The 14,042-nt window shown below is 71.2% G+C and carries 7 protein-coding genes; 5 read left to right on the top strand and 2 right to left on the bottom strand.

Annotated elements, in window-relative coordinates; translation table 11 throughout:
* Positions 1-136 precede the first annotated feature (136 nt).
* A complete protein-coding gene (locus tag JXZ78_RS05050; RefSeq protein ID WP_157851607.1) occupies positions 137-4,912 on the top strand; it encodes an RHS repeat-associated core domain-containing protein in 4,776 nt (1,591 codons plus the stop codon).
* Between the two features lie 5 nt (positions 4,913-4,917).
* Positions 4,918-5,412: a hypothetical protein gene (locus tag JXZ78_RS05045; RefSeq protein WP_030020585.1), complete on the top strand. Its 495-nt coding sequence runs from the start codon at positions 4,918-4,920 to the stop codon at positions 5,410-5,412.
* 83 nt (positions 5,413-5,495) lie between these two features.
* Here the strand turns inward: JXZ78_RS05045 and JXZ78_RS05040 are convergent, their stop codons facing one another.
* Positions 5,496-6,563 carry a mechanosensitive ion channel family protein gene (locus JXZ78_RS05040; protein ID WP_030020584.1) on the bottom strand — a complete coding sequence of 356 codons (1,068 nt, stop codon included), beginning with the start codon at positions 6,561-6,563 and terminating at the stop codon, positions 5,496-5,498.
* Between the two features lie 277 nt (positions 6,564-6,840).
* Here JXZ78_RS05040 and JXZ78_RS05035 point away from each other — a divergent pair, with 277 nt between their 5' ends.
* Positions 6,841-7,377 (top strand): HNH endonuclease, encoded by a 537-nt coding sequence (locus JXZ78_RS05035; RefSeq protein WP_003982442.1) that lies wholly within the window; start codon positions 6,841-6,843, stop codon positions 7,375-7,377.
* Between the two features lie 97 nt (positions 7,378-7,474).
* Here JXZ78_RS05035 and JXZ78_RS05030 read toward each other — a convergent pair whose 3' ends face one another.
* Entirely contained in the window at positions 7,475-10,642 is a 3,168-nt protein-coding gene (locus tag JXZ78_RS05030) for a glycoside hydrolase family 84 protein (RefSeq protein ID WP_238782706.1), read from the bottom strand.
* A gap of 849 nt (positions 10,643-11,491) precedes the next feature.
* Between JXZ78_RS05030 and JXZ78_RS05025 the strand changes: the two genes are divergently transcribed.
* Both JXZ78_RS05025 and malQ read left to right on the top strand, forming a co-directional pair.
* Positions 11,492-11,809 (top strand): hypothetical protein, encoded by a 318-nt coding sequence (locus JXZ78_RS05025; RefSeq protein ID WP_030020582.1) that lies wholly within the window; start codon positions 11,492-11,494, stop codon positions 11,807-11,809.
* On the top strand, positions 11,809-13,977 hold the full coding sequence (gene malQ, locus JXZ78_RS05020) for a 4-alpha-glucanotransferase (protein WP_030020581.1): 2,169 nt from the start codon (positions 11,809-11,811) through the stop codon (positions 13,975-13,977). Before JXZ78_RS05025 ends, malQ begins: the two co-directional genes overlap by 1 nt.
* Positions 13,978-14,042 lie beyond the last annotated feature (65 nt).

The following is a 14,042-nucleotide window of genomic DNA, read 5'->3' as shown; positions in this document are numbered from 1 at the left end:
TGGCAACGACGAACCTGCCAAAAACGCCGCAGGGGCCGGCTCGCTTCTCCCTTGCAGAACCGTTCAAGCAGGTGACAGCGTCTTTCAAGCGGTTAACCAGTGTGTCCAGGTGTGCTCAACGGGGGGCGTGTTCCGCATGGGTGTCGTACTGCCGGGGTGGGCCGACGAAATCCTCGACATCATCGGCGTGTCCTGGCCGAACGTCGACGAGGACGACTACCGCGCGATGGCGACGGCCATGCGGGAATTCGCCGGGGACATCAACGACGGCGCGGGCCAGGCCCACGAGGCGGTCCAGGCGCTGGTCTCCTCGGCGGGCGGCGGCCAGGCTGCCGATGCGCTGAACGCCCACTGGAGCAAGATCAACGGCACCCACCTGGCCAAACTGGCCCAGTGCGGCGAGCTGGCCGCCACCGCGCTGGACGGCGTCGCCGTCCTGATCGAGGGGGCCAAACTCGGCGCGATCGTCCAGCTGGGCATCCTGGCCGCCGAGGTCATCGCCGCCCAGGCCGCGGCCCCCTTCACCTTCGGCCTGTCCGAACTCGGCGCCCTGGGCGCCACCCAGGCCACGCGCGTGATCGTCAAGCGCCTCTTCAAGGAGGTCTGCCAGCAGGTCGCCGAACAGGTCGTCAGCATCGCCCTGACCCCGGTCGAGGAGGCGTTGGGCGCGATGGCCGGCGACCTGGTCGTCCAGCTCGGCGCCAACGCACTGGGCGTCCAGGACGGCGTGGATGTGGGCCGGACCGCCAAGGCGGGTAAGGAAGGCTTCAGCCAGGGCGTCCAGGGAGCGAAGGACGCCGCCGGCAGCTCGATGCAGCTGCTGAGCGCGGGCGGCGGGGGAGGCGGCGGCGCGGGCGGGGGCTCCGGCAGCGGCGGCTTCACCTTCGACCACGACGCCCACGACAAGGCCGTCACCGGCCTGGCGAGCGCGGGCGGGCACTTCCGCAACAACGCGGGCGGCAAGATCGGCCGCGCCAAGAGCCACCACGGCCGCACGCGCGGTAAGGACGCCATCGCGAATGCGGTCAACCCGATGATCGACAAGGTCGTCGACGGCCTCCAGGACGCGGTCACGAAGTCCGCCAAACACCTTGACGACAGCATGACCCGCGGCGTGAAGCAGATGGCCAAGAACCACAAGGAGAACGACAAAGGGCTCGCCGACCACTTCACCGGCCTCGGCAAGGGCGGGAGGAAAGACCCGAAGGGACCTGGTACCTCCCTCGCTTCCGCCGGCAAGGGGAACAGGGACGGCGGTCACCCGGACAAGCGCGATGCGTCTCTTGCCGGTCTCGGCAAGGGCGGGCAGTCCTCGCACGGCAACATCGGCTGCCACACGGCTGGCGACCCCGTGGATGTGGTTTCCGGCCAGATGATCACCAACGTCCGTGATCTGGCTCTCCCCGGCCTTCTGCCACTGATGCTGCGCAGGGCGTACGCGTCCGGATACGGGGGCGGGCGGTTGTACGGCCCGGGCTGGTCCTCCACCCTCGACCAGCGTGTCGAGATCGGCAGCGGGAGCATCCATTACGCCGGTGACGACGCGCAGATCCTGCACTACCCTCTCCCCACCCGCTCGGGCGAACAGGTGTTCCCTGAATGCGGGGCCCGCTGGCCGCTGACCTGGGACCAGCACACGGACACCATCCGCATCGAGGACCCGGACCGAGGCTGGACCCGGAGCTTCGCTCCGTCGGGGACGGTCACCGGCCTGTCCCGCACCACCCGCGCCGTCACCGGGCTGACGGACCGCAACGGCCACCACATCACCTTCGTCCGGGACGAGGAAGGAAACCCCACCGAGGTCCGTCACACCGGCGGTTACCGGGTCGCCGTCGACACGGCACACACCGCTGCGGGCTTGCGCATCGAGGGGCTGAGGCTGCTGGACGGAATCGGCCCGGGCGTATCGGTCGTCGGCTACGAATATCGCGAGGACGGAAGGCTGGCCGGTGTCATCGACTCAACCGGTCTCCCCTACGAGTACGAGTACGACGATGCGGACCGGATCGTCGCGTGTACCGACCGTAACGGCCGCACCTACTCCTACGTGTACGACGGCAGCGGTCGCGTGGTCCGCGGTGTCGGGGAAGGAGGAGACCTCTCCGCCGCTTTCCACTACGACCCCGTCCGCCAGGTGACCACCGTGACGGACAGCCTCGGTCACCCGACGGAGTACCACTACGACGACCAGCAGCGCGTGACGACCACGGTCGACCCGCTCGGGCACACCACGCACGTCGGCTACGACTCCCTGGGCCGCGTCGTCTCCCGCACCGACGAGGCCGGTCGGACGGTCCGATTCGAGCTGGACGCCAACGGCGATCCGGTCCGCATCACCGAACCCGATGGCGGCACCGTCGAACTCGACTACACCGCGCTGCGCCGGCTGGCGGCCGTCAGGCGGGCTGACACGGTGCTGTGCTCGTTCACCTACGACGCCCGCGGAAACGTGCTGAGCTCGACCGATGCGACCGGGGCCCGCACGGTCCGGCAGTACGACGACCTCGGCCGCCAGACCTCGATCACCGACCCGCTCGGCCGGACGCAGCACATCACGGCCAACGCGGCCGGGCTGGTCACCGCCGTCACCGACGCGATGGGAAACACCACGCGGGCCGATTACGACGCCTTCGGCCGTGTCATCTCCCTCACCGGTCCGCTGGGCACCACCACTCGCCTCGAGTACCGCAGAGAGGGAGAAGTCACCCGGCGCGTCCATCCGGACGGGACGGTGGAGGAGTGGCGGCGCGACGCGGAAGGCAACCTCATCGAACACCGCGACCGGGCAGGGGCGGTGAGCCGGTTCGAGATCGGGTCCTTCGGGCAGGTCACCAGCAGGACTTTGCCGGACGGAGAAGTGCATCACTTCACCTACGACACCGAGCTGCGGCTTCTGTCGGTCGCCACCCATGGCGCGGTGTGGCAGTACCGCTACGACGCGGCCGGGCATCTGGTCGGCGAGACCGATTTCAACGGTCACAGCTTCACCTACCGGCTCGACGGAGCCGACCAATTGCTGGAAACCACCGATGCGTCCGGTCGCAGTTCCCTGTTCACTTACGACGCACTCGGCCAACTGACGGCGCACCGTGGCCCCGACGGCACCACCACTACGCTGACGTACGACGAGTACGGCCTGCCAGAGACCATCGCGGACGAAAACAGCCGTATCGAGTATGTCCGCGACGCCGCAGGGCGCGTACTGAGCGAGACCGTTGACGGTCGCACGACTCGGTACACCCGTGATGTGCTGGGCCGCTGCACCAGCCGCACCACGCCCACCGGGCTGGTCTCCACATGGACCTTCGACAACAACGACCAGCCGGTCGGCCTCGCCAATGCGGTCGGCCGTTTGGCCTTCGCTCGTGACGCGGAAGGCCGGGAGACCACTCGTTTCATCGGCGACGGCGCGGCGCTGACCCAGACCTGGGACGACTGCGACCGGCTCACCGCTCAGTCCGTCTGGTCCGTCGACCGGGCGGCGAACGGCAGCGGTGCGTACACCAGCGTGCAGGAAAGGATCTACAAGTACCGAGCCGACGGCATGCCGACAGCCGTGACCGACAGGCTGCGCGGCCGTCAGGAGTTCGAACTGTCCCCTGCTGGACGTGTCACGCGGGTCAGCGCGCCGTCCTGGAGCGAGCAGTATGCCTACGATCCGCTGGGCAACATCACGCGTGCCCAGGACACCCGTGCACCCGACAGCAGCACCGCCGGTGAGCGCGTTCACTCGGGGACGCTGCTGCTCTCAGCCGGCCGCACCTCGTACAAGTACGATGATCGGGGCCGTCTCGCATGCAGGAGGGTCCGCACCCTGTCCGGGAAGCGCCGGGAGTGGCGTTACACCTGGAACGGCCAGGATCAGCTCGTCCGGATCGACACTCCCGACCGGGGCTCGTGGACGTACAGCTATGACCCCCTGGGAAGGCGTACGGGCAAGCGGCGGCTGGGGGACGAAGACGGCAGTTCCGCAATTGCTGAGCAGCACGTTTTCGCCTGGGAAGGCACTCACCTGATCGAGCAGTGCCGTTCCGGGACCGACGGCAGGATGCACGCTCTGAGCTGGGACTGGGAACCTGGCACATGGAACGCCGTCGCCCAGACCGAACGCACGTGGAATCCGGACCGGCCGCCGGGGGAGCACCCGACCGACGAGTCCTTCTGTGCCATCGTCACCGACCTGGCGGACAAGCCCGCCGAGTTGGTTTCCCTGGACGGGCGCATCGTCTGGGCCGACCACTCCGGGCTGTGGGGTGACTATCTGCCCGGAGCTACCGGCAGGCGACGAACCTGCCCGCTGGGGCGCCCCGGTCAGTACCACGATGACGAATCGGGCCTCGAATACAACTGTTTCCGTTACTACGATCCGTCCACCGGCCGGTATATCAGCTCCGATCCGCTCGGCCTCGACGGTGGTCCGAACCCTCATTCCTACGTCCCCAACCCGTTGTTCTGGATCGACCCCTTGGGGCTGGCGAGCAGGCAGCCTGTCGGGTGGGGTGGTTCCTATTATGGTATGCGGCCGAGCAACTGGACCGACGGCAGCGATACCAACCGCTACGAACGTAATCACCTCCCCGCGAAGGCCACTTACAAGGGAATCGGGAATACTCCTCTTCCCGAACAGCACGGACCGGCGATCCGTATGCATTACGACGACCACCGGGATTTCATCAGCACAGGTTCGGGCATCGACTCCGTGAAGTGGCGTGCGGATCAGCGGGCGCTGATCGCACAAGGCAAGATCGACGAGGCCATGAAGATGGACATCGACGAGATCCGGCGTAAGCATGGAACCAAGTACGATGCCGCCATCAAGGAGATGGTCGACAGTCTTCCGCACAACAAGTATTTTCAGAAATATTTGTCGGACAACGGGTGGAAGATCAGAACGTGTCTCCTACAATGACGGGCATGGACATCGAACTGAACCCCCCTCAGGGCATCACGGGCTTCCCACTCGGCATGTCGGCCGAGGAGGTCAAGGCGGCGGCCGCGGAGTTCGGCCGGGCCAATGTGCGGGACGAGGGGTCCGCCGAGCGGGGGCGCTACATGAAGGTCACCGCCCTGCATCCACAGTTCGAGATCGTCTTTCACTGCGAGGACGGTGCGACCCTCACCGCAGCAGAAGTGTGGATTCCGCGTCCCGGCTCCGAAAATATTTCTGTCCAATTTCGAGGCATCGACGTTTTTCGGACGCCCGCCCGGAAACTGCTGGAGCTTCTGGAGGGCATGGGGCTCACCGTTCTGGATGAGACGCTCTACGCGTATGTCCCCAAGCTTTCTCTCGGATTCACGCGGGTCGCCGGTCACGAGGTCCCGCTGGACAGTGATGGAGAGCCGCTGTACTTCCAGGCTGTACTCACTGGTCCGACCGGCTATTACGACCTTTTGATGCCGGAGGCCTGATACTCACGAAGGGGTCACCCCTTTTCGTGCGACGCCGTCCCGGACCGGTCTTCGGTTCGGGACGGCGTTTTGCTCAGCGCCTGCTACTTCCCCAAGTTAGGCGGCGGAATAGGCGTAGTCGCCAGCGACTGCGGCGACGTAGGGCTCGCCAGGGCCGACGGGGCCGCCACCGCGGCGGCCGGGTCGGGGGCCGGGTCGTCCGGGGTGTCGGGGAGGGGGCGCGGGGCCAGGGTGATGCCTTCGGCGTCGAGGGCCTTCTTTATGCGCCAGCGGAGTTCGCGTTCTATGCCGGGGGCCTTGCCGGGCATGGTCTTGGCGGAGACGCTGATGGTGACGGAGTCGAGGTGGACCTCGCTGAGGCCGAGGACCTCGACGGCCTCCCAGAGCTGTTCGTTCCAGGGTTCGGCCTTGGACATCTGCTCGCCGGTGGTGGTGATGATCTCGCGGGCGCGGTCCAGGTCCTGGTCCGGGGCGATCATGACGTCGACCGTGGCGGTGGACCAGCCCTGGCTGAGGTTGCCGATGCGCTTGACCTCGCCGTTGCGGATGTACCAGATGGCGCCGTTGGGGCCGCGGAGCTTGGTGACGCGCAGGCCGACCTCGACGACCGTACCGGTGGCCACGCCCGCGTCGATCTCGTCGCCGACGCCGTACTGGTCCTCCAGGATCATGAAGACGCCGGAGAGGAAGTCCGTGACGAGGTTGCGGGCGCCGAAGCCGATGGCGACGCCCGCGACGCCGGCGCTGGCGAGCAGCGGGGCCAGGTTGATCTTGAGGACGGACAGCACCGTCAGGGCGGCGGTGCCCATGATGACGAACGACGCGACGCTGCGCAGCACCGAGCCGATGGCCTCGGAGCGCTGGCGGCGGCGTTCGGCGTTGACCAGGAGCCCGCCCAGCGCGGTGCCTTGGGCGGCCGTCGCGGTGCGGTTCATCCGTTCTATGAGTTTGGTGATCGTGCGCCGGATCACATGCCGCAGGACGACGGCGATGATGATGATCAGCGCGATCTGCAGGGCGGACGTGAGCCAGGTTGCCCAGTTCTCCTCCACCCATCCGGCGGCGTTGGTGGCCTTCTCCGTGGCGTCGTCGAGCGACGCCCGGCGGGGCGCGCCGGGCGGCGTGGCGGCTGGGGAAGCGGACCAGAACACAGCAGGAACCTCCGTGTGGGACAGCAGACCCGGGTCGGGACTTACCGTGCCCCGGGCAGACCAACCACACTAACGGGGCAACGGGGGCGGTCCGCGCCGGTGTTCGAGAGTGACCGGACCAATTACGGGTCTGTTTGGGGGGAAGTAAAGCGGTGTGGTCGAAAACACCTCGGACCCGTTACCCGGTGATGGTGGCGCTCCGACCAGGCACCGGGGGACACTGTGGAGAGATCGTCCCGGCGCGAGCCACGCGCCGCCGGCGTACAAGGAGGCACCCGTGCCGCATGTCCTGGTCCTCAACGCGTCGTACGAGCCGCTCGGCGTCGTACCGCTCCGCCGCGCGCTCATCCTCGTCCTCAACGAAAAGGCCGTCAGCCTAGAGGAGTCCGGCGCCCTGATGCACAGCGCGACCCGTGTGATGCCCGCGCCCAGTGTGGTCCGCCTCAAGCGGTTCGTGCGGGTGCCTTTTCGCGGTCCCGTCCCGTTGACCCGCCGTGCCCTCTTCGCCCGGGACGGCGGGCGGTGCATGTACTGCGGTGGCGTCGCAACCAGCGTCGACCACGTCGTTCCGCGCAGCCGTGGCGGGCAGCACACCTGGGAGAACGTCGTCGCCGCGTGCCGCCGCTGCAACCACGTCAAGGCCGACCGGCATGTCGCCGAGATCGGCTGGCGGTTGCGGCATCAGCCCGCGCCGCCGTCCGGCCTGGCCTGGCGGATCATCGGCACGGGGCATAGGGACCCCCGTTGGCTGCCATATCTGCAGCCGTACGGGGCGGATGACGCGCTGGCCCGGATCGATGCCGTATCGGCATAGGTCCGGGTCTTTTGTGTGGTGGGGGGAGCGGCCTCCCGGCGGCCGCCCCCCCGGTACGCGCGCCCCAGCGCCCGCCGCCCCCAGCACGTGCGCCCCGCTACCGCCCGCCGCCCGCCCACGTCTCGTGGGCCGACGGGCCGCCTTCGGGCGTGCCCCCGGTCTTCGCCGGCCGCGCGGGCGTGCCGGGCTGGGCGCCACCGGAGCCGGGCGGCCGGGCGGGCGGCGGCGCGGGCCGGTCCGAGCCCTTCACCGCGTACGCCTCCACGCTCCACAGCGAGTAGCCGAAGCGGGTCGCGCGCTTGTCGCCCTGGATACGGACGAAGCGGACGTCCTTCGCGTCCATGCGGAGGGTTTCGCGGCCGCCCTTGCCGTCGCGGACGGTGGCGGCCGTGCGCCAGGTGACGCCGTCGGACGACACCCGGACCGTGTAGGCGGCCGCGTAGGCGTCCTGCCAGGTGAGGGTGAGGCGGCCCAGGCGGGCCGGGCGCGGCAGCGTGAACTGGAGCCAGGCGTCGTCCTCGGCGGGGGAGGACCAGCGGGTCTTCGGGTCGCCGTCGGTGGCGGCGGTGGCCGGGAACTCGGACGTCTCGTCACCGGAGGAGGCGGCCTCGGCGCCGCGCGCCAGATCGGGGCCCGCGGTGGGCGGGTAGGTCCGGACGGTCAGCGTCCGCTGCTGGTCGCCGTAGGTGACCGGGATCTCGTACGTGCCGGTCTTGGCGTCGCGCGGGACCGTGACCCGGATGCGGGCGGTGGCCGTGCCGCCGCGCGGGGCCGTGACGTGCTCCGGCGCCCGTACGGTGAAGCCTTCGGGCGCCTTGGCGGTGAGCTTGCCCTCCACGTCGGAGGGGCGCCGGGAGAAGATCCGGGCGTCCACGGAGAAGGTGCCGCCGGTGTCGGCGTCGATCTCGTCGCGGGAGAGCTCCAGGCCCGCCGCCGGGGTGTCGGCGAACCACGGGGTGAAGGAGTGCACGGACGGCGCGGTGGTGCCGTCCTGCCAGGCCAGCCGGACCGCGTCGGCCTTCATACCGCGCGCCTCGGTCTGCGTCCAGCCGGTACCGGACAGGCCGCCGAGGCGGCGCCAGCCCTCGCCGGGGACGTGCGCCTCCACGGAGACGGCGGCCGCGGACGGGCTCGGCTCGGTGAGCGAGGTGACCGCGGTCAGCGGGCGGGGGCGGCCGAAGGGGACGGTCAGGGAGGTGGGACGGGTGTCCTGGTCCGGGGGCGGGGCGGTCTCGGAGCGGTCGGAGCGGGCACCGGTCCATGCGTCGGACTCGGTCATCGCACGGTCGAGGAAGGGGCCCAGAACGCCCTTTCCGACCGTCACGGGGCTTTTTTTGATCTTCTTGAGCAGGTCCTGGACGGCGCGCTGCGCGGTCCAGGCGGCGGAGCCGTCGCCGCGGGCCTGCGCCACCAGCATGTCGACGGCACGCTCGCCCGCCGAACCGTAGCGCGCCAATTGGCGGGCCCAAGGACGTACTTCGTCGGCCAGGCCGGGGGAGAGGCGTTCCGGCGCGCCGCTCATCGTGTGGAAGGCGGCCCGCAGCCGGGCGGCGGCCTTGGTGTAGCGCTCGTCGTCGTCCCGGTCGTCGTTGTCGGTGGCGTCGGCGCGCGCCTTCCAGAACGCCTCGATCAAGGGCTTGAGGTACGCGGACTCGTCGGTGCCGAGGACCGAGGAGGCGTCGTTGCCGGCCAGGGCGTGCAGCGCGGCGCGGGACGAGGCGTCCCCGCCGGAGAGGTCGTCGATGGCGGCCTGCCAGGAGGCGCCGGGCCGGTAGGCGCGCGGGTTCCAGGCGTAGTCGGCGGCCGTGAACAGCGCGATACGGGACGCGGTGGGCTGCGCCATGGCGTTGGCCAGCAGCGCGCTGGATCCGGCGGCGACGGCGGGTTCGCGGCCCGTGTAGGGGCCGAGGAAGATACGGTCCTGCGCGTAGTCGTTGACCGGGTAGTTGTCCATCGTGACCAGCCGGTGGCCGAACACCTCGCGGGCCTCCGCCAGTTCGCCGCCGGTGATCGTACGGGGGACGACGCCGACGCCGGTCCACGCCACCTCGACCCGGTCGGACAGCGCGGCCGCCAGCGCCTCCCGGTAGGCGGTGGAGCCGTCCTGGTAGTACTCGGTCGGCATCAGGCTGAGCGGCGCCGCCTCGGGGTGCCGCTCGGCGAGGTGACGGGCGAGGGCGTCCGCCACCTTGGCGTGCGCCTTCGCGGCGGCCTCGGGGCCGGAGCCGAAGGTGTCGGCGTCCGCGTCGCAGTGCCACTCGCTGTAGCTGACGTCCTGGAACTGGAGCTGGAAGGCGCGCACGCCCAGCGCCCACATCGCGTCCACCTTGCGGCGCAGCGCCTTCAGGTCGTCCTCGGAGGACATGCACATGGCCTGCCCGGGGGAGACGGCCCAGCCCAGCGTCACGTGGTTGGCGCGGGCCCGCGCGGCCAGCGCGCGGAAGTCCTCGCGCTGCGCCGCCGGGTAGGGGTCGCGCCACCGGAACTGGCGGTACGGGTCGTCGCCGGGCGCGTAGAGGTAGCGGTTCTGCTTCGTACGGCCCATGAAGTCGAGCTGGGCCAGGCGCTGCTCGCGGGTCCAGGGCTGGCCGAAGAAGCCCTCGGTCATGCCGCGTACGGCGGTGCCGGGCCAGTCCCGTACGACGGCCGCGGCCAGTTCCTTGCCGCCGCCGTCCTTTCCACTGCCTGCTTTGCCGCCGTCGTCCTTGCCGCCGCCCTTGGACCGCTCCACGACCAGTTGGCGCAGGGTCTGTACGGCGTGGAAGAGGCCGTCCGGGCCGACACCGTCCAGGGCGACCGTGTCCCGGCCCGCCACCTTGCCGACCGCGAGGCGGTAGCCGCCGGAAGGCAGGTCCCCGCGGGCGGGTGCGCGCAGGGCCCGTAGCGCGGTCTCGGTGTCCGGGCCGCCGACACGGAACACCGGGCCCTCGCCGGGCAGTGCTTCGCCTGGGGAGGCGTCGTGGACCGTGCGGACCCCGGCGTCGCGCAGTACGGCGCGCAGCGCGCTCAGGGCGTACGGGTCGGTGTCCGGGGTGGCGACGACGGTGGCCTCGCCGTCCAGCGCTACGGACGCGCCGCCCGACCGCATCGACTGCGGGCGTGGCCATACGGCGGGCAGTTGCCCGGCGGTGGCGGTCCGGCCGGTGCCGCCCGTACCGCCTGAACTGTCGAGGCTGTCGGACTGCCCGGACAGGTCGGGAGTGCCGACAGCCGGGTCGGCGGGTGCTGCGTGGGCAGGGGCGGTGCTGCCGAGGAGCCCGCCGATGACGGCGGCCGCGAGGGCGGTGGCCCCGGCGACCCGCGCGCGGGCCCCGGCCCGTACGGCGCCGAAACGCCCGAGCCCGCCGACGCCGAGGCTGCCGGTGCCGATGCTGGTGGGGCCGGTCAGGGAAGTGGCGGTGTGTGTGGCCGGGCGGGCCGCGGCGTCCCTGGCCCGGAAGGCGTCTCCGGAATCCCCGTGCTCGTCCCCGGCCCGGAAGGCGTCACCGTCTCCGGCGCCCCTGCCCCCGGCCCCGCCGGTCCCGGTCCTGCCGTCCCCGGCCTCGCCGCCCCCCTCGCGCTGCTTGCCGACCTGTCCGGCGTCCCGAACGCCGCTCCGGACTCGCACGGTCTCTCCTCAGTCCCCGTCGTCCCACTCACCGGCCGGCCGGTGACGCACCGGACGACCGCAGCCCGGCCGCCCCGCGGCCGCGCGCCCCTGAGCCGGCTGCCGCGGCGGGGGCCTCATGCCCCGTGGAAGTACCCCCGCGGGAGTACCCCGAGGGAGTACTCCGTGGAAGCCGCCGGACCAGCCTTCGGCAGTGAGCCCACCACTATGGCGGTGAGGGTGTCAACGGGAGCACACGAAGTGCCGGGTTTGCCCTGTGCGGCCGGCGTGTCGCGGCGTGTTCCGGGGGCACCCGAGGGGGTTTCGGGGCCGCTCCGTGATGCTGAAGGACTTCCTCCGGAACGCCGCCCCGATGGGCATCCCTGCGCCGTCACCCGTCCGCCACCGGCAAATCGCCTGCACGAGGGATGTGTGACCTGGGTCACGTTGGTTGAATGGATACGTCTGCGACCGCCCGGAGTGGGTAGGGCAGGTCGTGTCCCACTACCGACGAACGGGAGGCCCTCCGTGGCCGCGTCCGCTCAGCTTCTCCTCGACGCACTGTCGTCCGCTCCCGAGTACCCGGCAGAGCGCGTCAAACCCTGTGAACCGCAGAATTTCCAGCCGGAGAAACCCGTCGAGCCGGATCTGTACGAGGGCGTGTCCGGCCCTGACTCCGGCCTGGACGGCTCCGGCTCGCTCTGCTTCTGCGAACCCCCGCTGACCAGCGAGCCCCCGCTCGCCGACGCCGCCCCGCTCACCAGTGAGTCCCCGATCGCCGCCGAGCTGCCGCTGACCAGCGAGCCCACCGCGACCGGCCTGGGCACGGAGACCATGGAGGTCTGATGGGCCGACCGCGGCTCGCCGGTCTGCACGGTGTGTGCACGTCCTATGAGCCCGCACCAGGACGCATCGAACACGTCGGTGACGACACCGTCGTCGCCGTTCTCGCCGCGCTCGGGGTCGACGCCTCGACTCCGCACGCCGTACGCGCCGCTCTGGAGGCGTACGACCACGGCGCGGGCCAGGCCCTGCTCCCGCCCACCGTCGTGGTGCGCCCGGGGCGCCCGCCGGACCTAGCACGCCTGCCCGAGGGCACCGCCTTGCGGGTGGAGACCGAGTCGGGCGAGGTGCTCGACTGGGGGCCGGACCCCGGAGGCCGCACGGAGTACGCGTACGAGCCGCCCGCCCAGCCCCCGGACCATGACGGCGCCCGCTCACCGCGCCGAGCCCCTGTACGCACTCCCGACCGCGTCCCCGGTGACACCGTCGGCCGCCTCCCCCTCGGCATCCACACCCTGCGGGCCCACACACCCGACGGCCGCTCCGCCCGCGCCCACCTGATCGTCGCCCCCGACCGGATGCCCACGCCGCCCGGCCGCGCCCACGGCTTCATGGTGCAGCTCTACTCCCTGCTCTCCGGCCGCTCCTGGGGCATGGGGGACCTGGGCGACCTCGCCGACCTGGCCGCCTGGTCCGGACGCACGCTCGGCACCGGCTTCGTACAGATCAACCCGCTGCACGCCGCCGTACCGGGAGCGCCCACCGATCCCTCGCCGTACCGCCCCTCCTCCCGCCGCTTCCCCGACCCCGTCCACCTGCGCGTCGAGGACATCCCCGAGTTCGGCGGCCTCGAAGGCGACGCCCGCCGCCGGGTCGACGCGCTGCTCGTACGGGCCCGGGCACTGCGCGACGCGGTGCTCCGTGAGGGCGCGCTGATCGACCGGGACGCCGTGTGGGAGCTGAAGAAGGAAGCGCTGGAGCTGCTCTGGAAGGTGCCGCTGAGCCCCGGACGGCGCGCCGCCTACTGCGACTTCCTCGCCGAGCAGGGCACGAGCCTGGAGGACCATGCCACCTGGTGCGCACTGGCCGAGCGGTACGGGTCCGACTGGCGCGGCTGGCCCGCCGGTCTGGACGACCCGCGCTCGGCGCGTACGGCACGGATGCGCGGCAGCCTGCTGGACCGCATCGACTTCCACAGCCGCCTCGCGTGGTTCACCGACCAGCAGCTCGCCGCCGCCCAGCGCGCCGCCGAGGAGGCCGGGATGGGCATCGGGCTGGTGCACGACCTGGCTGTCGGAGTCCATCCCTCCGGTTCCGACACCTGGGCCCAGCAGGACGCCTTCGCCGCCGGTATGTCCGTGGGCGCGCCGCCGGACGCCTTCAACTCGCGCGGCCAGGACTGGGGCCTGCCGCCCTGGCGGCCGGACGCGCTGGCCGCCCAGGGCTACGCCCCGTACCGCGGTCTGCTGCGCGGCATGCTGCGGCACGCGGGCGCCCTGCGCATCGACCACGTCATGGGCCTGTTCCGGCTGTGGTGGGTGCCCGAGGGCCGGCCGCCGACGGAGGGCGCGTACGTGCGGTACGACGCCGAGGCGATGCTCTCGGTCCTCGCCCTGGAGGCGCACCGCGCGGGCGCCGCCGTCATCGGGGAGGACCTGGGGACGGTCGAGCCGGTGGTCCGTACGGAGCTGGCCGGACGGGGTGTACTCGGCACGTCCGTCCTGTGGTTCGAACGCGACTACACCAAGGAACCGGCCCGGCCCCTGCCGCCCGAGGGCTGGCGCGCCGACTGCCTGGCGACGGTCACCACGCACGACCTGCCCAGCACGGCGGCCCGGCTGACCGGCCGGCACGCCGCCCTCCGGCACGGTCTGGGGCTGCTGGACCGCCCGCTCCACGAGGAGCAGGCGGCGGAGGCGGTCGAGGTCGGCGAGTGGCTGGAGACGCTGCATCGGCTGGGGCTGCTGCCGGAAGGGCGGGGGAACGAGGAGGCGGCGGTCAAGGCCCTGCACCGCTACCTGCTGCGGACGCCCGCCCGCATGGTCGGGGTGTGGCTGCCGGACGCGGTGGGGGACCGGCGGCCGCAGAACCTCCCGGGAACATGGGACGAATACCCCAACTGGCGGCTGCCGATCACCGATTCCGCGGGGCGCCCGCTGTCCTTGGAGGAGATCGCCGCGTCACCTCGGCTCCATGCGCTGATGAGTGAACTGCGCACAGTGCGGCGGTAGTCGGGCCGGACCGTCCGGGAAGGCCGGTGGCCCGTGCCGGTCTTCCGGTCGCCCCGGCCGTACGT

The organism is Streptomyces monomycini (genome assembly GCF_022271435.1).
In the GTDB taxonomy this organism is placed as follows: Bacteria; Actinomycetota; Actinomycetes; order Streptomycetales; family Streptomycetaceae; genus Streptomyces; species Streptomyces monomycini.
Note: the sequence above shows the minus strand (reverse complement) of the source record. Positions and strands in the feature narration are given on the sequence as shown.

What these genes read in the sequence shown, in the direction of transcription:
- JXZ78_RS05045 (WP_030020585.1), top strand. Translation starts at nt 4,918, where the DNA reads ATGGACATCGAACTGAACCCCCCTCAGGGCATCACGGGCTTCCCACTC.
- malQ (WP_030020581.1), top strand. Translation starts at nt 11,809, where the DNA reads ATGGGCCGACCGCGGCTCGCCGGTCTGCACGGTGTGTGCACGTCCTAT.
- JXZ78_RS05050 (WP_157851607.1), top strand. Translation starts at nt 137, where the DNA reads ATGGGTGTCGTACTGCCGGGGTGGGCCGACGAAATCCTCGACATCATC.